The sequence below is a fragment of the Amycolatopsis sp. NPDC088138 genome, from assembly GCF_044741685.1.
GTDB lineage: Bacteria > Actinomycetota > Actinomycetes > Mycobacteriales > Pseudonocardiaceae > Amycolatopsis.
On sequence record NZ_JBIUTB010000001.1, the window covers coordinates 1,286,713 to 1,308,260 of the forward strand.

8 protein-coding genes are annotated in these 21,548 nt (G+C 72.9%); all 8 read right to left on the bottom strand.

Annotated elements, in window-relative coordinates; all coding sequences use genetic code 11:
• Positions 1-85: 85 nt before the first annotated feature.
• The 8 genes from ACIOD2_RS05865 to ACIOD2_RS05900 are packed head-to-tail and all read right to left on the bottom strand — an operon-like array spanning position 86 to position 21,527.
• Positions 86-718, bottom strand: coding sequence for an NAD(P)H-dependent oxidoreductase (locus ACIOD2_RS05865; protein WP_400534834.1), 633 nt, complete (start codon positions 716-718; stop codon positions 86-88).
• Positions 715-1,653, bottom strand: coding sequence for a TauD/TfdA family dioxygenase (locus tag ACIOD2_RS05870; RefSeq protein ID WP_400534836.1), 939 nt, complete (start codon positions 1,651-1,653; stop codon positions 715-717). The genes ACIOD2_RS05865 and ACIOD2_RS05870 overlap by 4 nt, the downstream gene beginning before the upstream one ends.
• The gene (locus ACIOD2_RS05875; RefSeq protein WP_400534838.1) at positions 1,650-2,918 is read right to left on the bottom strand and encodes an ATP-grasp domain-containing protein; all 1,269 of its coding nucleotides are present in this window, start codon (positions 2,916-2,918) and stop codon (positions 1,650-1,652) included. Before ACIOD2_RS05875 ends, ACIOD2_RS05870 begins: the two co-directional genes overlap by 4 nt.
• Positions 2,915-4,177: an ATP-grasp domain-containing protein gene (locus ACIOD2_RS05880; RefSeq protein ID WP_400534840.1), complete on the bottom strand. Its 1,263-nt coding sequence runs from the start codon at positions 4,175-4,177 to the stop codon at positions 2,915-2,917. The genes ACIOD2_RS05875 and ACIOD2_RS05880 overlap by 4 nt, the downstream gene beginning before the upstream one ends.
• The gene (locus ACIOD2_RS05885) at positions 4,174-9,573 is read right to left on the bottom strand and encodes an amino acid adenylation domain-containing protein (RefSeq protein WP_400534841.1); all 5,400 of its coding nucleotides are present in this window, start codon (positions 9,571-9,573) and stop codon (positions 4,174-4,176) included. Before ACIOD2_RS05885 ends, ACIOD2_RS05880 begins: the two co-directional genes overlap by 4 nt.
• The gene (locus ACIOD2_RS05890) at positions 9,570-12,548 is read right to left on the bottom strand and encodes an amino acid adenylation domain-containing protein (RefSeq protein ID WP_400534843.1); all 2,979 of its coding nucleotides are present in this window, start codon (positions 12,546-12,548) and stop codon (positions 9,570-9,572) included. The genes ACIOD2_RS05885 and ACIOD2_RS05890 overlap by 4 nt, the downstream gene beginning before the upstream one ends.
• A gap of 10 nt (positions 12,549-12,558) precedes the next feature.
• On the bottom strand, positions 12,559-17,868 hold the full coding sequence (locus ACIOD2_RS05895) for a beta-ketoacyl synthase N-terminal-like domain-containing protein (protein WP_400534845.1): 5,310 nt from the start codon (positions 17,866-17,868) through the stop codon (positions 12,559-12,561).
• A complete protein-coding gene (locus ACIOD2_RS05900) occupies positions 17,865-21,527 on the bottom strand; it encodes an amino acid adenylation domain-containing protein (RefSeq protein ID WP_400534846.1) in 3,663 nt (1,220 codons plus the stop codon). Before ACIOD2_RS05900 ends, ACIOD2_RS05895 begins: the two co-directional genes overlap by 4 nt.
• Positions 21,528-21,548: the final 21 nt, after the last annotated feature.

Genomic DNA, 21,548 nt, shown 5'->3' on the forward strand with positions numbered 1-21,548 from the left:
CGGTGAATCCGGCTGCCGGACCGCCCGAGAGTCGCACGCCCCGCGAAACCCGCTCAAGGACTTCACGGGAATTGGCCGGAACCGGTCAGCGGCCACCGAACAGCCGTGTGACCTCGCCTTCGACGTCGTCGAGCCACCGCGCACGCTGCTCCGCGCCGGCGTCCGCGACCACCCGCAGCACGAGCCGCGTCACCTCCGGTTCGCCGAGGTAGGGCGCGAGACAGCGGCGCCAGATCGCGTCGAGCGGGTCACCGAAGAGGGTCCGTTCACGGTCCTCCGGAGTGTCGGAGGTGTTGACGACGAACAGGTGCGCCAAGGCGAGCAACGACTCGGGCGCGCCGCCCGCGTCGTCGAGGCGGTAGGCGACGCCGGGGACCAGGATCCGGTCGAGCCAGCCGCTGAGGATCGCCGGGGGTTTGCCCCACCAGTTCGGGTGAATCGCGACGAGACCGGCCGCGTCACGGACTTCCTCGCGGTGCCGCCGCACCAGCGGATCCGGTTCGGCGGCGAGGAAATCTTCGGCGTGGGTGCCGCTGGTGTAGGCCTCGTCCGCGGTGAGCACCGGGTCGAAGCCCTCGGCGTACAGGTCGTGGAAGCGCACCGGCCGCCCGGCCCGCTCCAGCGTGGCCCGCACGCGTTCGGCGAGCGCGTGGTTGAAGCTGCCCGGCCGGGGGTGGGCCAGCAGGACCACCACCGGCCGGGACGACGCGCCGGTCATCCGGTCATCGCGACGAGGATGCGGCGCTTGCCGGTGAACGGCTCGCGGCCGTGGGCGTGCAGCATGTTGTTGATCACCATCACGTCGCCGGCCTGCCACGGGAAGGCGTAGCTCACCTCGTCGTAGACCTCGCGGATCTTCGCCAGGTCGGCGTCCGGGATCGGGCTGCCGTCGGCGAAGTAGGCGTTGCGCGGCAGGTCGGCCTCCGGGTAGAGCTCCAGCAGTGCCTCGCTGACCTCCTCGCCGAGGCTGGAGACGTGGAAGAGGTTGGCCTGGTTGAACCACACGGTCTCGCCGGTGTGCGGTTCGTCTGCAAAGGACGGGCGGACGTGCCGGGTGCGCAGGCCCTCGTCGGTCCATTCGAGGGTCTGGCCGTTGCGCGCGCAGTACTCCTCGACGACCGCGCGGTCGTCGGTCTGGAACGCCTCCTGCCAGGTGAGCCCGAGGCCCTCACGGAATGCCCGCGTGTAGGCGACGCCGCCGGCGAACCGCTCGCGCAGGTCTTCCGGCAGCAGCCGGAACATCGCCCGGCTGTCGGCGATCGGCGTGGCGCCGCCGGTCGCCGCCGCGGTGTCGCACAGGAAGAACAGGCGGCCCGGCCAGTTCGCCGAGTAGGAGTTCTCGTTGTGCATCGGGATCGACTCGGCGGGCGGGTACTCCGTCGAGGTGTAGATGTTCCCGGCCACCGCCGAACGCGGCGTCGAGCGTTCGGTGTAGGTGAGCAGCGCGCCGCCGATCGTCTCGGTGACCCGGTTGAACAGGTCGAGGTCGGCCGGCAGGCCGCGCAGCAGGATCGCGCCGTGGTCACGCAGGTGCGCCTGCAGCCGCGGCAGGTGCGCCTCGACCCACGCGAGGTCGGGGACCTGGTGGACGGCGATGCGGGTGTGCTCGTTGCCTTCGAGCTGCCCCAGCGGCGCCGCGAGATCGGCGGTCATGACTCCTCCAGTTCGAATCGGATCAGCTTGGTGGCCTCCGCGTGCAGGGCGGCCAGGTCCTCGGCGTCGGCGAACCCGGCGGCGAAGATGTTCACGGCGTAGACCTCCTGGTCACCGGTCAGCACCTGGCCGGGCGAGACGATCGTGACGACCTCGAGGACTTCGGGCAGGTCGGCGACGTCGCCGGTCCCGGTGACGCGCACCAGCCGCCCGGCGCCGTCGGCGTAGACGACCAGGTAGCCCACCGGCACCGGCAGGCCGGTCCCGCGCGCGGGCGGCGGGGTGCCGAGGGCGAGCGAGACGGCCTCGGCGGTGACGTCGATGCCGGTGGCCAGCTTGAGCAGGGCGGGCTGCGCGCCCCCGGCCGGGCGGCCGGCGTTGACCTCGACGACGGTCGGGCCGCGCCGCGTGTCGTCGATGATCTCGACGTGCGCGCAGGTGTGGTCGAGGCCGAGTGCGCGAACGGCGTCGGTCACGGCCGTCCTGATCGCCGCCGCGCGCTCCTCGGGAAGGTCGAGCGGCGGGCAGACCATGCCCAGCTCGAACTTGCGCTCGTCGATCAGCGTCTTGTCCACGATCCCGACGGGCTCCGCGACCCCGTCGCGGATCAGCACGTCCACCGCGTATTCGGGGCCTTCAAGCAGGCCTTCGACCAGGAACACGCGCAGCGGATCGATCGCCCCGGGCAGGGTCCGGTGGTAGCGCGAGTCCGGTGACTGCGGGAGCCGCGTCGCGAGCAGGTCGTAGGCCGCGACCAGTTCGTCCACTGTGGACACCGTGCGGACGAGGGTGCTCGCGGCGCCGTTGACCGGCTTGACGATCGCCGGGAGACCGACCACTTCGGCGATCTTCGCGGCTTCGGCCGGATCGGCGAACAGCGCGCACGGCGGGCCCGGCAACCCCGCTTCGGCCAGTGCCTTCCGGACGGCGAACTTGTTGTGCGCCAAGACGAAGACGTCGGCCGGGCAGCGGGCGACACCGAGCAGCTCGGCCACGCGGGCCGTGCTCGCGATGATGCCCTCGGCGGCGGTGAGCACTCCCCCGGGCTCGGGGTCGCTCGCCCGGATCGCCGCGGCGACCACCGGGGCGTCGCGGACGTCGTCGACGACCACGAACCCGTCGACGATCGGCGTCAGTTCGGCGCGCTCGGCGTCGTCGAGGGCCTCGGTGACCAGCTCGGCCCGGAAGCCCTCCCGGCGCACGGCCGCGACGACGTCCGGGATCCAGTGCCCGCGAGTCTCGCGGACGACGAACGCGGTCTTCACGAGACCTCCAGCCGGATCAGCTTGCTCGCCTCGGCGTGCAGGGCGACGAGGTCCTCGTGGTCGGCGAACCCGGCGACGACCAGGTTCACCGCGTACGTCTCCTGCTCGTCGGTCAGCACCTGGCCGGGCGAGACCGTGGTGACGACGTCGACCACCTCCGGCAGCGCGGCGACGTCGTCGAGCCCGCCGATGCCGGTCAGCGTGCCGGAGCCGGCGGCGTAGAGGATCAGCATGCCCAGCGGGATCGGCAGTTTCGCCGGTTCCCGTTCGGGCGGCGGCGCGCCGAGGGCCAGCGCCGTCAGTTCGGCGAAGACGTCGACGCCGGTCCGCAGCTTGGCCAGCAGCGGCATGATCGAGCCCGCCGGGCGGCCCGCGTTGACCTCGACGATCGTCGGGCCGCGCTGCTCGTCGTCGATGATCTCGACGTGCGCCACGGTGTTGTCCAGGCCCAGCGCTTTCACCGCGGCGGAGGCGGCTTCGCTGACCAGCGCGGCCCGCTCGTCGGTGAGACCCTCCGGCGGGCAGGACAGCACCAGCTCGAACTTGCGCTCGTCGATCAGCGGCTTGTCGAGGATCTCGACCGTCTCGGGGACGCCGTCGCGGACCAGGACGTCGACCGCGTACTCCGGGCCTCGCAGGAACCCCTCGACGAGGAACGTCTTCGCCGGGTCCAGCGTGCCCAGCGGGCGGTGGTAACGCGGGTCGGCGGACTGGGGCAGCCGTGACGCGAGCAGCTCGTACGCCGCGGCCAGCTCGTCCACTGTGGACACCGTCCGGACGAGGTTGCTGCCCGCGCCGTTGACCGGCTTCACGATCGCCGGAAGCCCGACTCGCTCGGCAACCTCCGCGGCTTCCGCAGTAGAGGAGATCAGCGCGAACCCCGGTCCGGGCAGCCCGGCCGCGGCAAGGGCTTCCCGGACGGCGAACTTGCTGGCCGCCCGGGTGAACGCCGAAGCCGGGCAGCGCGCCACGCCGAGCAGCGCGGCGACCCGCGCCGTGCTTTCGATGGCCCCGTCCGAGCCGGTGATCACCGCGACGGGAGCCGTGGTGATCTCGCGGATCTTGGCGGCGACGGCTTCGGCGTCGTAGACGTCGTCAACGGCCAGCACGTCGTCCACGACGGCGGCGAGCGACGCCCGCTCCCCCGCGTCGACCGGCGGGGCGAGCAGCACCGCGCGGTGGCCGGCCGCGTGCACCGCGGCGGCGACCTCGCCGACCCAGTGCCCGCGCGCCTCCCTGATCAGGACGGCGATGCTCACGCGGCCCCCTTCCCGGCGAGCTTCCGCTCCCGCACCTGCGCGCCGACCAGGTCGTCCGGCAGCGAGTCCGGCACCTCGGTGTCGAACCGGCGCAGTAGCTTGACGGCGAACCCGCCGATGTTGATCAGCAGCAGGATCAGCGCGTACACGACGTAGACGAGCCCGACGCCACGGCCTTCGCCGGTGCCGAGCACCGAGCCGACCGACCCCGCGAGAGCACCGCCGGGTGCCAGCAGCGGCGAGAACCAGCCGACGGCCAGCGGTGCCAGCACGGCGAAGCCGATCGGCAGGGTGGACCAGGTGATCGTCTGGTTGATCGCGAACACCCGGCCGTGGTAGCGCTGCGGCACCTTGACCTGCACGAGCGTCGCGTAGATGCCCTGAGACACCGCCATCGCCGCGGCCAGCAGGAACACCCCGGCCGCGACCACGAACAGCGACGGGCGCAGGCCCATCACCAGGCAACCGAGCGCGATGCCGACGTTGCCCACCAGCACGCCGACCATCCGCCGCTTGCGCGGCCCGCCCCACAGCGCCATCCCGATGCCACCGGCCACGGCGCCGACTGCCTCGGCCAGCGCCACCTGGGCGACGTCCGTGACCGTGCCGAACGAGAGCACCAGCGGCGAGACGAGCACCAGCGCGGGCGCCAGGAAGACATTGGCCAGCGCGAAGTAGAGCAGCATGGTGCGGAAGCCGCGGTGGTTCCACGAGTACTTCAGCCCGCCCGCGATCGCCGTCAGCAGCGGCTCGCGCGGGCGCCAGCCGAGCAGGTCGGGGAACCGGACGAACAGCAGGCTGACGATGGCGAAGGCGTAGCTCACCATGTCGAGGACCAGGATCCCGGACAGCTGGATCGCGGCCAGCAGGCCGGCGGCGATCACCGGCATGAGCAGCTGCGCGAAGCCGTTGGACAGCTGGGCGAGGCCCATCGCGTGGCCGAGGTACTGCTTGGGCACGAGCTGGGCGACCGACGACTGGTACGCGATCCGCTGCAGCGACCCCGCGACCGACCCGAGCGGGATCAGGACGTAGATGAACCAGAGCTGCAGGTTGTCCGCGACCAGCAGCAACGCGAGCGCGAGCTGGATGAGCCCGGCGACCGCGCTGGCCGCGATCATGATCTTCCGGCGGTCGCCTCGGTCGACCAGCGCGCCGGCCACCGGCAGGATCAGCACCCCGCACATCAGCGCGAGGGCCCAGAGCAGGCCGAGGTCGGTGACCGAGCCGGTCCGGGTATAGAGCCAGATCGGCACCGCGAACGACGTCAGCGCCGAGCCGGTCGAGGAGACCAGCTGGCCGACGGTGACCGTGACGAACCGGGCCATGCTCGGCGGTACCGCGGGCTTCTCGTCCACTGTGGACGTGTGCGTGTCGTGCACCGCCCAGCCCGCGTCCTCGCCCCGCTTCGACACCTGCAGGTCGCCGGGGTCGTCCAGCGCGGGGTGGACGCGGGTGATGATCTCGGCCAGCTCGTCCGCGCGGTAGCGGAGGAAGAAGTGCCCGGCCTGGTCCAGTACGACGAGCGCCGTGCGGTCGGTGAGGAACTCCCACTCGCGGTAGCGCTCGGCGTAGTAGTCGGTGACCGGGTCCTCCGAGCCGACCACCGAGATGATCGGCGCGCGCAGCTTGGCGACGCGGGCGTCGAGCAGGCCGCTGAAGTACTCCTCGGCGGCGCGGCTGTCGGCGCGCATGTTGCTGATGATCCGGTCGGCCTGGTCGGGGTCGAGCTCCTCGGTGTCGACGCCCATGCCCTTGAGCCAGTCCGCGTAGTACCGGTTGCTGCGCAGTTTCTCCAGCTTCGTGCGCAGCGTCCCGACGGCGCCCTTGATCCGGGCGAACGGGAAGATCGCGCCGATGTGGACGACCTCCAGCTCGCGGCCGCGTTCCTCCAGCCGGCGGGCGACGCCGACGGCGAGCGCGTTGCCGACACCGCAGTGGCCGTAGATGGCGAGCGGTCCGTCGATCCGCTCGAGGACCTCGTCGGCCAGCCGCTCGACCAGTTCGTCGAACGGCACGGCTTCCTCGGTCAGACCGACGTCGTGGCCGGGGATGGCCACCGAGTACAGCGAATAGCCGTCGGGCAGGGCGTCCGCGAGGGGCTGGTAGACGATCGCGCTGCCGCCGCCGTAGGGGAAGCAGACGTAGGTGAGCGTCCGCTGCTTGACGGGCTTGGTCAGCTCGTACAGCAGGTGCCCGGAGTCGTCGCGGTCGCCGTCGAGGAACGCCGCCAGCTCGCGGATCGTCCGGTGCTGGAACAGGTCCATCACGCCCGCTTGGTGCCCGGCCTTCGCGATCCGCGCGACGACCTGGGTGGCGAGCATCGAATGGCCGCCGAGGTCGAAGAAGTCGTCGTCGACGCCCAGCTCATCGACCTTGAGGACGTCCCGCCAGATGTCCGCGAGCAGGACCTCCAGGGGTGTCGACGGTGTGACGAGTTCAGTGCTCGCGTCGCGGCTCGCGACCGGGGCAGGCAGGGCCTTGCGGTCGAGCTTGCCGTTGGGGGTCAACGGAAGTTCGGCGAGGGTGACGAACGACGGCGGGACCATGTAGTCCGGGAGGGTGAGCTTCAACGCCGTCCGCAGCGCCCCGGCTTCGGCGTCGCCGACGACGTAGCCGACCAGGCGTTTGTCGCCCGGGGTGTCCTCGCGGACGAGCACGACCGCGTCGCGGACGCCGTCCTGCTCGCGCAGCGCCGTCTCGATCTCGCCCAGCTCGATGCGCAGGCCGCGGAGCTTGACCTGGTGGTCGATGCGGCCGAGGAAGGCGACCGTGCCGTCCGGGCGCCAATGGGCGAGGTCGCCGGTGCGGTACATCCGTCCACTGTGGAACGGATCGGGGACGAACTTCTCGGCCGTCAGCTCGGGCCGGTTGTGGTAGCCCAGCGCCAGGCCGACGCCCGCGATGTACAGTTCGCCGGGGACGCCGACCGGGCACGGGTTACCGCGCCGGTCCAGGACATAGACCCGCAGGTTGCGGATCGGCGCGCCGATCGGCACCGACGCGACTTCGGCCAGCGCCTCCGGCGTGCAGTGCCAGGCGGTGACGTCGATCGCGGCTTCGGTGGGGCCGTAGAGGTTGTGGAGTGCGCAGTGCGGCAGCCGGGTGGTGAACTCCCGGGCCGTGGCCAGGGGTAATTCCTCACCGCTGCAGACGACGCGGCGCAGCTCGGTGCACACCTCGACGCCGTTCTCGGCCAGGAACAGCGTCAGCATCGACGGCACGAAGTGGGCGGTCGTCACTCGCTCGGAAACCAGCAGTTCGCGCAGGTACGCCGCGTCCTTGTGGCCGCCCGGCTCGGCCAGGACCAGCCGGGCGCCGGTGATCAGCGGCCAGAAGAACTCCCACACCGAGACGTCGAAGCTGGCCGGGGTCTTCTGCAGCACGACGTCCGTGCCGTCGAGGCCGTAGGCGCGCTGCATCCAGTCGAGGCGGTTGACGATGCCGCGGTGGCCGTTCGGCACACCCTTCGGCCGCCCGGTGGAGCCCGAGGTGTAGATGACGTACGCCGGATCGTCCGGCCCGGCCAGAGCGTCCAGTGTGGACTCAGGGCCGGTCAGGTCGTCGAGGACGACCACGGTCGCGTCGATGGGCGGCAGGGTGTCGCGCAGCGCGGCCTGGGTGAGCACCACCGGCGCGGCGGCGTCGTCGAGCATGAACGCGAGCCGGTCGGCCGGGTACTCCGGATCCAGGGGGACGTACGCGCCGCCCGCCTTCAGCACCCCGAGCAGGCCCGTGACCAGCTCGAACGACCGGTTCGCGAAGACCCCGACCAGCGTGCCGGGCCCGACGCCCAGCTCGCGCAGGCGATGCGCGACGCGATTGGCCCGCAGGTCCAGCTCGCGATACGACAGGGACTCCCCGCGGAACGTCAACGCGGGCGCGTCCGGCGTACGGGCGACCTGGGCCTCGACGAGCGAGTGGAGCGTGCCCGGCGGGATCTCCCCCGCCGTGTCGTTCCAGCGGTTCAGCACCAGGTCCCGCTGGTCGCCCAGGAGATCCAGTTCGGACACCGCCCGCGTGGGGTCGGCGACGATCGAGCGCAGCAGCGTCACCAGGCGATCGGCCATCCCGGCGACGGTCTCGGTGCCGAAGAGCGCGGTGTTGTGGACGAACTTGCCGATCAGGCCGGACTCGATCTCGATCGCGTGGAACTCGAAGTCGAACCGGGTGGCGGGCAGGTCCATCGGCAGCCAGCGGAAGTCCACTTCGGACGTTCCCGCCGCGGCCATCCGGCCCATCTCGTAGTTCTGCAGCGCGAACATCGCCTGGAACACCGGCGAGCGGCTGACGTCCCGGGGCACGCCAAGGGCGTTGACCAGCCGCTCGAACGGGACGTCGGCGTGATCGAAGGCGTCGAGCACGTGCCGCCGGGTCCGGTCCAGCAGCTCGGTGAAGGTCGGGTCGCCGGCCAGCTGGGCGCGCAACGGCAGCATGTTGATGAACATGCCGACGACGCCCTCCAGCTCGGGCAGCCCGCGTCCGGCCGAGGACGACCCGACGGCGAAGTCCTCCTGGCCGGAGTAGCGCGAGAGCAGCAGCTGGTAGGCGGCGAGCAGGGTCATGAAGAGCGTGACGCCGTGTTCGCGGCTCAGCTCGCCGAGTGCCCGGGCGAGGTCCTTCTCGACGAAGAACTCGTGGATGGCGCCGTCGAACGTCTGGGTCGCCGGGCGCGGCCGGTCGGTGGGCAGCTCCAGGGGTTCGACGCCGCGCAGGGTGTCCTGCCAGTGGTCGAGCTGCCGGTCGAGCTCGGTGCCGGTGAGCGTCCGGCGTTGCCAGTGCGCGAAGTCGCCGTAACCGATGGTCAGCGCGGGCAGGCCGGCGGCGGTGCCGTGGTAGTGCGCGGCGAGGTCGCGCAGCAGCAGGTCGACCGACCAGCCGTCGCCGACGATGTGGTGCGTGCAGACGGCGAGCAGGTGCTCCTCGTCGCTGATCCGGACCAGGGTGGCGCGCAGCAGCGGGCCGTCGACCAGGTCGAACGGCTCGGCCGCGGCGGCGTCCACCGCGGCCCGCACCTCGGCTTCGTCACCGGCGTCCACCAGGGACAGCGGCACGGTGGCGACCGGGTCGAGGCGGACGGACGGCTGCCCGTCCTCCCCCGCCGGGAACCGCATCCGCAGGGCTTCGTGCCGGACCGGGAGGGTGTCCAACGCCGCCTGCAACGTGACGACGTCCAAGCGGCCGGTGAGGCGGATCGGGATGGGGATGTTGTACGACGTGGTCCCGGGCGCGAACTGCTCCATGAACCAGACGCGTTCCTGCTGGTAGGACAGCGGGACCGGGTCGCCGTCCGGGCGCGGGGTGATGGTCGCGGCCGGTTCGGCGCGCCGGCGCAGCCGTCGTTCCAGCAGGGCGCGGCGCGCGGCGGCGCTGCTGGTCTCGTCGATCGTCGTCACGCCTGCTCGCTTTCGGCCAGCTGGGCCTGGACCTCTTCGTCGCTGAGCTGGTCGAGGTCTGCTTCCAGGCGCCGTTCGACCTCAGCGGCGAGGCCCGCCACGGTGGTGAACGAGAAGAGGCCGCGGACCGGCAGTTCCACCCCGACCTGCTTGCGGATCCGGGCCATCGCGCGGATGGCCAGCAGCGAGTTGCCGCCGTGGGCGAAGAAGTCGTCGTGCACACCGAGCTTCTCGACGCCCAGGAGTTCGCCGAGCACCTCGGCGACCAGTTCCTCGGCCGCGGTGCTCGGGGCGACGTACTCCGCCTCCGCGCCGAGCTGGGGATCGGGCAGTGCGGCGCGGTCGAGCTTGCCGCTGGCCGCGACCGGCAGGGCGTCCAGGGTGACGAACAGGGTGGGCACCAGGTACTCGGGCAGGCTCTTGCGGAGGGCGTCCGCCGCGCCTTCGGCCGTGCCGACGACGTATCCGACCAGTGTGCCCTCGCGGACCGCGACCGCCGCGTCCCGGACGTCCGGCAGCTCTCGCAGCGCGGCTTCGACTTCACCGGGCTCGATGCGGTAGCCGCGCAGCTTGACCTGGTCGTCGGTGCGGCCGAGGTACTCGAGGACGCCGTCACGACGCCAGCGGGCGAGGTCGCCGGTGGCGTACATCCGGCCGAACGGGCCGTCCGGGAAGCGTTCCGCGGTCAGTTCGGGCAGGCCGAGGTAGCCGTCGGCGAGCTGCGCGCCGGCCAGGAAGAGCTGGCCCGCGACGCCCGGCGGGACCGGCCGGAGCCGGTCGTCGAGGACGTAGACGCGGGTGCCGGGAATCGGACGACCGATGGGCACCGGCCCGTCGACCCGACCCTCGAGCCGGTGGGTGACGCAGCCGACGGTCGCTTCGGTCGGCCCGTATTCGTTGGTGACGGTCGCGGCGAACGGGCGCACGACCTCTCCCATGAGCGCTTCGCCGCCGAGGACCAGGTCCCCGGTCGGGTACGACTCCTCCGGTAGCACGGCCAGGTGGGTCGGCGTCGCCTTGACGAAGTCCGGCCGACCGGAGTCCACAATGGACCCACCGGCGGTGAGCGGGCCGAGCAGCGTCGTCACGGTGAGGTCGAACGACGCCGACGTGTGCAGCAGTGCGCGACCCGACAGGCTCGGGTACGCCTCGCGCGCCCAGGCCAGGTAGGTGGCCAGGGCACGGTGCCCGACCTGCACACCCTTGGGGCGTCCCGTCGAGCCGGACGTGTAGATGACGTAGGCGATGCCGTCCGGGGCGGGCGGGTTCTCCGCGGGAGAGTCCGCCCACACCGCCGGGTCGCTCAGGTCCAGAGTCTCGGCGTCGAGGGTGACGCCGCTGGTGAGCACGACGCGGGCCCCGGCGTCGGCCAGGACCAGGGCCTGCCGCTGCGCCGGGTTGGCCGGGTCGAGCGGTACATAGGCGGCGCCGCTCTTCAGCGCGCCCACGATGCCCACGACCAGGTCGGCCGAATTCGGCGCGCACACGCCGACCACGCCACCGGCGCCGATCCGGTGCGCGACGCGGTTGGCCCGCGCGTTCAGCTCGGCGTACGTCAGGCGCACGCCACCCAGGTCGACGGCCACCGCGGCCGGGGTCTGGCTCACCTGCACTTCGAAGCTGGTGACGAACAGCGGAGCGTCCGAAGTGGACGTTCCGCTCCACTCGAGCACCTGAGCACGCTCGGCGTCCGAGAGCAGCGGGAGGTCCGCGACCGGCGTCGCGGGGTCCTCGATCGCCGCGGAGAGCAGGCCCAGGAACCGGTCCACCATCGACTCGGCGGTGGCCCGGTCGAACAGGTCGGTGCGGTAGAGCAGGCGGCCGTCGACCGCGGTCAGGTCGATCGCGACGTCGTCCTTCGCCGTGGCGTAGCGGACCGGCTCGATGCCCGAGTCCGGGATGAAGTTGAAGCCGATCTGGTACAGCGCCTGCACCGCCGGATCACGCTCCGGGCGGACCGCGTCGGCGACCAGCTGGAACGGCACCCGGCCGTGCTCGATCGCGTCCAGCACCGCCGTGCGGACGCGGCCGACGAGGTCGGCGAACGACGGGTCGCCACCGCAGTCGACGCGGATGGCCAGCTGGTTGACGAACATCCCGATCAGCGGCGCCAGCTCCGGCAGGTCACGCCCGGCGACCGGCACCCCGACCACGACGTCGTCCTGACCGGACAACCGGGACAGCAGCGTGGTGTACCCGGCCAGCAGCACCATGAACGGCGACGCCGACAGCTCGCGGCCGACCGCGCCGGCCTTCTCGAGCAGGCCGGTGGGCAGGTCGAAGTCGACCTGGTCGCCGGCGAACCCGAACTCGGCGGGCCGCGGCCGATCGGTCGGCAGGCTGTGCACGGGCGGGAGCCCGGCCAGCCGCTCGCGCCAGTAGCCGAGCTGGGCGCGCACCAGCGGCAGCTGACCACGCTGCCACGCCGAGTAGTCCGGGTACTGGATGGCGAGCTCGGGCAGCTTCGGCAGCCGGCCTTCGGCGACGGCGTCACACGCCTCGTTCAGCTCGCTGCCCAGCACCGGCACCGAGCCGGCGTCGAACACCGTGTGGTGCACGACGAAGGTGAGCAGCCAGTCCGCGTCGGCGAGGCGGCACAGCTGGGCCCGCCACGGCGGCGCGGTGTCGAGGGGGATCGGGCGGCGGGCGATCGCCTGGGCCAGTTCGGCGGCCCGGGCTTCGCGGTCGGCGGCCGGGAGGTCACGCAGGTCGTGCGTCTCCGGCTCGATCGGGACGTGCTCGTGGACGACCTGGACGAGCGCGCCGTCCTCCATCCGGAACGCGGTGCGCAGGGCCTCGTGCCGTCCGACGATCACGCCGATCGCGGCGCGCCACTGCGACTCGGTGAGCGGCAGGTCCTGCCGCACCTGGCACGGCAGGTTGTACACCGGCGAGGCGGGGTCGAGCTGGTTCGACAGCCAGATCCGCTCCTGCCCGAACGAGGCCGGGAACGTCCATTCCTTCGTGTCGGTCATGTCTCCTGCTTCAGCGCTCGAGCTTGGGGATGGTGGTGGCGGCGGGTTCTTCGGCGGGCGCGGGTGCCGCGCCCGCGCGCAGCTCCTCGATCCGCTCGACGAGGGTGGCCACCGTGGAGGATTCGAACAGCGTCTTCATCGCCAGCCGGGCGCCGGTGGTCTTGCGGACCTGGGCGATGAGCTGGATGGCGACCAGGGAGTTGCCGCCGAGGGCGAAGAAGTCGTCGTGGACGCCGATGCGCTCGACACCGAGGACTTCGGCCCACTGCCGGGCGATCTCCGCTTCGAGGTCGGTGCGCGGGGCGACGTAGTCGTCCTGGGCCAGCGGGGTGGCGACTTCGACGACCTCTTCGGTTTCCGCCAGCGCTTCGGCGGTCACCCGGCGGTCGAAGAGGTCCCGCACCGGGCGGGTGCTGATCACGACCTGGCCGCCGAGCCCCGGGGTCAGGGCCCGCAGGAACGCCTCGGCGCCGTCGACCGGCCGGATCCCGGCTGACGTCCCCGCCGCCGCGGGAGGCTTCGACGCGAGGCCGCCGCTGACCGCGTTCTCGTCGACCTGGCGCAGCACGAAGTCCTCGATCTCGGCCACCACGCGGCCGTCGTCGGCGCACAGCGTCAGGTCCGCGGCGATCACCTGGTCACCGCCGGAATCCCGGTAGCGCAGGTGGCTGTGGAAGCTCGCCGGGAGGACGTCGTGCACGACCACCCGGCCGTAGCTCATCGGCAGGTACGTGCCGCTGCCCCGGCCGCGGCCGAACGCCGTCGCGATGTCGAGCAGCGCCGGGTGCAGGCCCCAGCCGGTGTCGCCCGCCGCCGCGTCCGGCGCGACGATCGACGCCAGTTCCTCGTGCTCGCCCAGGTGGTGGGTCCGCAGCGCGGCCCAGCGCGGGCCGAAGGTGACCATGCTGGTCCGGCCGGTGCCGAAGCCGTTTCCGTCGTCGAGCACCTCGGTCCGGCTCCGGATCGCGGCCAAGTCCACAGTGGACGTCTTCGGCGCCGCGACCCAGCCCGCGGAGCCGCGGACGTGCGTCTTGGTCACCCCGGCCACGCGGCTGGTCACGGTGAAGGCGTCACCGTCGAAGCCGACGCGGTACTCGGCCACCGACCCTTCCGGCACCGAGAAGGGCTCCAGGAACGCGACGTCGCGCAGTTCGACGACGTGGCCGTCGGCCGGCTTCGGCAGCGCTGCCTCGACGGCGGCCCGGACGTTCTCCAAGTGCCCGGTCCCGGGCACCACCGGCACACCCGCGATCCGGTGCTCGTCGAGCAGCCAGTGCCCGGCCGCCGAGACGAGCCCGTGGACCCCGCCCGCGCTGCGCGTGGTCAGCACCGGGTGCGCGACCGGACCGTCGGCCCGCTCGCGCGTCGACCGGATCAACGACGGCGCTTCGACTTCGGCCGCCATGCCGACCTCGTCCCAGCCGCCCCAGTCGTGCGAGACGACCCGGGCCTGCCAGCCGTGGTCGCCGCGGGCGTAGGCGTCGAGGAAGTTGTTGGCCGCGCAGTAGTCGACCTGCCCGAAGTCCCCCGAAACCGAGGTGACCGAGGAGCACAGCGCGACGAAGTCCATCGGCAGATCCGAGAACACCTCGGCCAGCGCGAGGGTGCCGCCGATCTTCGGGGCCAGCACCGTCTCGGCGGACGAACGCTCCTTGACCTCGGCGACACCGCCGCCGGGCAGCCCGGCCGCGTGGACGATGCCGTCCAGGCCGCCGAACTCGCGCTCGGCCAGCTCGCGGATCTCCCGCAGCCGCGCCGGGTCGGTGACGTCGGCGGCGAGCACGTGCACCGTCGCGCCGGCCGCCTCCATCCGGCGCACGGCGAGCATCGCGCGTCCGAGCCGGTCGGTGCCACCCTGGGCCGCCAGGTGCGCGTCCCACTCCTCGCGGGGCGGCAAGCCGTTGCGGGACAACAGGATCAGTTTCGCCCGGACGCGCAGTGCGAAGTCCTCGGCGAGGGTGATGCCGATGCCGCCCGTGCCGCCGGTGATCAGGTAACGACCGCCGTCCCGCAGGGCCGGCGTCTTGGCTTCGGGCAGCGTGAGCTGGGTGTGGTCGAGCACCCAGCGGCGGCCGCGGCGCAGCGCGACCTCGGCGTGGGCGTCCGCGGGGGCGGACAGCTCGGCGACGACCTCGGGCGACAGCGTCTCGACGTCGATCCGGCGCACGACCGTGCCGGGCTGCTCCAGGGGCAGCACGCGGGCGATCCCGGCGAGCGTCGCGTGTTCGGGACGGGTCAGGTCGGCCCCGGTGACGTCGGCGGTGCCGGTACTGAGCACGTCGATCCGCAGCGGCTCAGTCCAGGCCTGGACCAGGCTGAGCACGCTGAAGAAGCCACGGTCCTGGGCCGCCATCCCGGTCTCGGTGCCGCCCAGCGTCCACGCGTGCACGACCCGTTCGGGCCGGGTGCCGAGCGCGGCGACCAGTTCGTCGTAGTCGGCACGCTCCCCTGGCCGGACGGTGAACCCGCCGTCGACGGCGGCGAACCGTGCACCCGGGCGGACCTCGGTGACCGCCACACCGGCGTCGCGCAGCAGACCAGGCAGGACGTCGTCGACGACGAACAACAGGCAGGAGGCGAACGGCTCGCGCCGTACCTCCGGCCCGGCCTGCCGCCACGACGGCACTGCGAACCACTCTTCCAGTGGCAACGGCCCGCTCGGCTTCACCGGCTCGGTGACCGTGCCCGCCGGGTCGGGGTCAACCCAGTACCGCTTGCGTGCGTAGGGATAACCCGGCAGCGGCACGCGCTGCCCGGACGTCACGGAGTCCAGGGTCAGGCCGTGTGTCCACAGGAGACCGGCGGCCGCGTAGAGCGTTTCGACGTCGCCCTCGCGGTCGGTGCGGCCCGGCAGGCTCGGCTGCGGCGCGGGCAGGCCCTTCGGCACCTGGCCGCGGGCCAGCCCGGCCAGCTGGTGACCCGGGCCGCACTCGACCAGTGCCCACCGCTCGCCGCCGGCGAACAGCGTCCGCACGCAGTCGCCGAAGCGGACGGCCTGGCGCAGGTGCGCGGCCCAGTAACCCGGGTCGGCAGCCTGGACGTCGGTGATCCAGTCACCGGTCAGGTTCGACAGGAACGGCAGCGACGGGGCCGAGCGCGGCACCGCGGCGACGGCTTCGGTGAACTCGGCCAGGATCGAGTCCATCATCGGCGAGTGGAACGCGTGCGACGTCACCAGCTCGCGGCACTGCACGTCACTGGACTTGAGCCGCGCGGCGAAGTCGGCCACGGCCTCGGAAGGGCCCGCGACGACGCACGTCCCCGGCCCGTTGACCCCGGCGATCGAGAGCCCTTCGGGCAGCCGCTGAATGACGGCGTCCTCATCGAGCTGGATCGCGAGCATCGCGCCGGACGGCATCGACTGCATCAGCTCACCGCGCCGGACGACCAGCTTCAGCGCGTCGGCGATGGTGAACACCCCGGCCACGGTCGCGGCGACGTACTCGCCGATCGAGTGGCCGATCATCGCGCCGGGCCTGACACCCCAGCTGCGCCACAGCGTGGCCAGCGCGTACTCGACGACGAACAGCGCGGGCTGCGTGTACCGCGTCTCCCGCAGCTTCGTGTCGCCGCCGCGGTCGAGGATCAGCTCCTTCAGGTCCGCGATACCGGCCAGCTCGCAGCACTCGTCGACGGCCGCGGCGAACACCGGCTCGCTGCGGTACAGCTCGGCGCCCATCCCGGCGTACTGGGAACCCTGGCCGGAGAACAGGAACGCGACCTTCAGCTCGTCGGCCTTCGCCGTGACCAGGCGACGCGCGTCGCGGAGACCGTCGACGGCGTCCTCGGAGTCGCGGGCGACGACGGCCGCCCGGTGCGCGTACTCGGTGCGTCCGGCCGCCAGGGTGTGCGCGACGTCGGCGAGGTCCAGGTCGATGTCCCCGGCGAGCCGGTCGGCCAGCTGGTCGACGGCGACGGCGAGCGCGTCCGGCGTGTTCGCCGAGACCCGCAGGAGGTGCGCCGGGTGCGGCAGGCGGCGGCGCTGCGGCACCGGCGCCTCCTCCAGCACGACGTGGGCGTTGGTGCCGCCGACACCGAACGAGCTGACGCCGGCCCGGCGCGGGGCGTCGCCCGCCTCCCACTTCGTCACCGTGCGCGCCGGGTAGAACGGGCTGGCCGGGAAGTCGATGCCCGGGTTGGCCTCGGTGTAGTTGATGGTCGGCGGGATGAGGCCGTGTTCCATGGCCAGGACGGTCTTGATCAGCGCCACCACGCCGGCGGCCTGGGACAGGTGGCCGATGTTCGACTTGACCGAGCCGATCGCGCACCAGGCCGTGTCCGGCACGCCGTGGCCGTACACAGTGGACAGTGAGGTGACCTCGATCGGGTCGCCCAGCGCGGTGCCGGTGCCGTGCGCCTCGACGTAACCGATCGTGCGTGGGTCGACCCCGGCCATGCCGACGGCCTGCGCGATCGCCTCGGTCTGGCCGGCGACGCTCGGCGCCGAGAAACCGACCTTGGTGGCGCCGTCGTTGTTGATCGCGTTGCCGAGCACCACCGCGCGGATGTGGTCACCGTCTTCGATGGCCTGCGCGAGGCGCTTGACCAGGACCACGCCGACGCCGCTGCTCCACACCGTGCCATTGGCCTCGGCGTCGAACGCGCGGACGTGCCCGTCGGGTGAGGTGAAGCCGTCGACGCCCATGTAGCCGATGCCGTGCGGCATCTCCAGGTTCACGCCGCCGGCCAGTGCCATCTCGCATTCGCCGTTGCGCAGCGCTTCGCAGGCGAGGTGCACGGCGACCAGGGAGGTCGAGCACGCCGTGTGCAGCGCCAAGCTCGGGCCGCGCAGGTTCAGCTTGTAGGACACCGACGTCGTCAGGTAGCTCGGCTGGTTGCCCGTGGACATCCCGATGCCGCCGTGCTGCGAAGCCATGATCCGGTCGTTGCGCAGCAGGTTCTCGATGAGGTAACCGGTCCGGCCGGAACCGCCGTAGACGCCGATCGCGCCGCGGTAGCGGGCCGGGTCGTACCCGCCGTCGGTGAGGGCGGAGTGGCAGGCCTCGAGGAACACCCGGTGCTGCGGGTCGGTGATCTCGGCTTCGCGGCTGGTCATGCCGAACAGCTCGGCGTCGAACTCGTCGAAGCCGTCGACCACCGTGGTGGCGTTGACCCAGCTGGGATCCTCCAGCGTTTCCGGGTCGGCGCCGCGGGCCAGCAGCTCTTCGGTGGTCGCGGGCCGGATCGACTCGACGCCGTCGACGAGGTTGCGCCAGAACTGCCGGAGGTCGCCGGCGCCGGGGACGCGGGCGGCCATCCCGACGATCGCGATCGGCTCGGCGCCGGGTTCGCCGGTGCCGCTTTCGAAGTCGTGGGTCACTGGTGGCGCTCCTGTTCGTGGCCGTTCGTGGCGGCCGGGCGGCGGGGTCTTCTGGACGGGGTGCGTCCCCGGCGGGCGGCGACCCGCTCGGCGGCGCGGGCCAGCGCGGTGTCGGGCCGGGCCTCGGCCGCCGCGTGCAGGTGGGCGGCGAGGGCGCGGACGGTGGGGTGGCTGAACAGCTCGACGACCGGGATGCGGCGGCCGAGCCGTCCGGTGATCTGGGCGTGCACCTGCATCAGGGCGAGCGAGTGGCCGCCGACGTCGAAGAAGTTGTCGGTGACCCCGACGCTTTCGACGCCGAGGACCTCCCGCCAGGCCTGCGCGATCACCGCCTCGGTCGCGGCCAGCGCCGCGACGTCGATGACGACCGGGTCGGGCGCGGGTTCCGCGCGGGTCATCGCGCCCGGCGCGGCGGTGCGCACCGCGGGCCGCGGCGTCTCGGGCAGGCACGTCCCGACCGGCCGGTCCGGCGTGGCGGCCAGCCCGGCGAGCAGGTCCGCGTAGTCCGCGGCGAGCGCGGTCATCCGGGCGGCGTCGAACAGGTCCGGGTTGTAGAGCAGCTCGACGCCGTGGCCGAGGACGTACACAGTCAGGTCGAACGGCGACCCCGGCTTGGCGACCGGCAGCCAGCCCGCCCGCACACCGGGCAGCTCCAGGTGCGGCACGGTGAAGTTCAGGACGTTCACCATCACCTGCACCAACGGCGCCCGCGCCGGATCGCGGGGCACGCCGAGGGCGGTCACGAGCTGTTCGATCGACGCCGCCGGGTGGGCGGTCGCGGCCAGCAGCTCGGCCCCGCCTCGCCGGGCGTGCGTGGCGAAGTCCGCGTCGTCGTCGGCGCGCAGCCGCACCGGCACGATGTCCACGAAGAACCCGGCGACGTCCTGAGTCTCGGGCAGCTGCCGGTCGGCGACGACGGTGGCGACCAGGTGGTCGTCCCCGCCGGTGAGCCGGCGCAGCAGCTGCCCGAACGCGGCCAGCAGCACCCCGGCCTGGGTGGTGCCGGTCCGGGTGGCCAGCTCCCGGACGGCGTCGGGGGCGCCGTCCGGGAACACCTGGTGCACGCTCGCGCCGTGGTAGGTCTGCACGGCGGGGCGTGGTCGATCGCGTGGTAAGTCCACTGTGGATGGTGCCCCGGCCAGGTGCTCGGTCCACCAGGCGAGGTCGACGGCCTCGCGACGGCCGTCGCGGTCCGCGCGCCACGCCGCGTAGTCCGCATAGGACGCGACCAGCGGCGGCAGCGACTCACCGGCGTAGGCCGCCGAGAGGTCGGCGCACAGCAGGTCCTGGGACCAGCCGTCGAACACGGCGTGGTGCAGCGTGAAGCCGAGCACGTGCTCGTCCGGCCCGAGTTCGTAGAGCCGGACCCGCCACGGCGGCTCGCGGTCGAGGTGCACCGGGGTCGCCGCGTCGACGGCCAGCCGGTCGTCGAGGAACGGCTCGGTCAGGCTGGTCGTCGGCAGCGGAATGTCTTCCACAGGAAGGCATTCGGCCTGCGGGACACCGTCGACCGGGCGGATCCGCCAGCGCAGGATGTCGTGCCGCTCGGCCACCGCGCGCAGCGCGGCGTGCAGCCGGGTTACGTCCAGCGGGCCGGACAGCCGGAAGGCCATCGCGATGTTGTACGGCGCCGCGTCCGGGGCGAGCTGGTCCAGGAACCACAGGCGCCGCTGCGGTGGGGACAGCGTGGGTGCGTGTCCCGTGGTCAGGCCGGGTCCGGTCAGCGGAGCGGCGGCGGCCACCCGCCGGGCGACGCCGTCCAGGGTCCGTCCGGCCAGGACGTCCTCGGTGGCGACGTCGGCGGCCAGATCCGCGCGCAGGGCCGCGACCAGCCGCATCGCGGCGATCGAGTCGCCGCCGGAGGCGAAGAAGTCGGTGCCTGCTCCGGCGCCGAGGACCTTCCGCCACACCTGCGCGACCGCTTGGGCCACCGGCGTTTCCGGCTGGCCGAGTTCGTCCGGCGTATCGACTTCGGCCAGGGCGCGCAGGGCGGGCCGGTCGATCTTGCCGGTCACGGGGTTCATCGGGAGGGTCTCGATCCAGCGGATGACGGCCGGGCGCATCGCCTCGGTCAGCCGCGCGCCGGTGTAGGCCCGGAGGTCTTCGCCGGAAGGCAGGGAATCCGCGGCCCCGTTCGACGGCGCACTCGCCCGGACACCGGTCGAACCGGCGACCCCCACGCCCGGCGACACCGAAGCCGCACTCACCCCGGAGCCACCCGAACCAGCCACCGCACCGCCCGACTGCGCCGAAACCACACTCACCCCGGAGCCACCCGAACCAGCCACCGCACCGCCCGACTGCGCCGAAGCCGGAGTCAGGAACGCGACCAGCCGGGTGCCGCCCGGGCCCGGGACCGCTTCCACCGCCACCGCGCCCACCTGCGGGTGCGCGGCCAGCGCGGCTTCGACCTCACCCAGCTCGATGCGCTGCCCACGCACCTTGACCTGGCGGTCGGCGCGGCCGGCGAACTCCAGCCGCCCGTCCGGCAACACCCGCGCCAGGTCGCCCGTGCGGTAAGCCCGCTCCCCCGGTGTGAACGGGTCCGCGACGAACTTCCGCTCGGTCAGCTCCGGGCGGCCGAGGTACCCGGCGGCCACCCCCGGGCCGCCGATCAGCAGCTCGCCGACCTCGCCCGGCGCGACCGGCCGCAGGTCGCCGTCCACGACGTACGCGCGGTGGTTCGGGGTCGGCGTGCCGAGCGGCAGCGGGTCGGCGGGCCGGCCGGTCACCTCGTCGGTGACCACGACGACGGTCGTCTCGGTCGGGCCGTAGACGTTGAAGAACCGGCGGCAGGGCAGCCAGCGGGCGGCCAGTTCGGCGGGCACCGGCTCGCCGCCGCACGCCACGGTCTGCCAGCCCGGCACGTCCGCCGGGTTCAGCATGGCGAGCAGCGTCGGCGTGATGAAGCCCCAGTCGACGTCGTGCTCGACGACGAACCGGCGCAGCCGTTCGGGGTCGGCGCGGTCCGCCGAGCCGGCCAGCTGCACCGAGCCGCCGCAGGCCAGCGGCACGAAGACGTCCATGGTGAACGCGTCGAAGCCGAGTGAGGAGATGCCCAGCGTGCGGGTGCCCGGGCCGACGCCGAGGCGGTCGGCGAAGCCGGTGACGAACGCGACGACGTTGCGGTGACTGGTCAGCACGCCCTTCGGCCGTCCGGTCGAGCCGGACGTGTAGAGCACGTGGGCGGTGCTGTCCGGGGTGGCCGGGCAGACGCCGGGCTCGCCGGGCGGCGGGACGTCGAGGGCTTCGATCCCTTCCACCGCACCGAATTCCGCGACGGCGGCGTCGCCGACGACGAGCGTGACACCCGCGTCGGCGGCGATCCCGGTCAGCCGGGCCCGCGGGCCGCCCGGTTCGAGCGGGACGTAACAGCCACCGGACAGCAGGACACCGAGGACCGTCGCCACGAGCGCGGGACGCCGGTGGGCGCACACGCCGACCCGGGTTTCGACGCCCGCGCCGCGTTCGCGCAGCAAGGCCGCGACACCCCAGGCGGCGGCGACCAGGTCAGCGTAGGTGAGCCGCGTTCCGCCCTGCCGCACGGCGAGCGCGTCCGGCGTCCGCCGGGCCTGTTCCAGGATCAGTCCGGCGACCGTGGTGTCCGGATAGGACTGTGGCGGGCCGTGCGTGCCCGCGACGGGCAGCGTGTCGGTCACGGTGAACTCCCCAGTTCGGTG

Coding starts and splice junctions, on each gene's coding strand:
- ACIOD2_RS05890 (WP_400534843.1), bottom strand. CDS start 12,548: ATGACCGACACGAAGGAATGGACGTTCCCGGCCTCGTTCGGGCAGGAG.
- ACIOD2_RS05870 (WP_400534836.1), bottom strand. CDS start 1,653: ATGACCGCCGATCTCGCGGCGCCGCTGGGGCAGCTCGAAGGCAACGAG.
- ACIOD2_RS05865 (WP_400534834.1), bottom strand. CDS start 718: ATGACCGGCGCGTCGTCCCGGCCGGTGGTGGTCCTGCTGGCCCACCCC.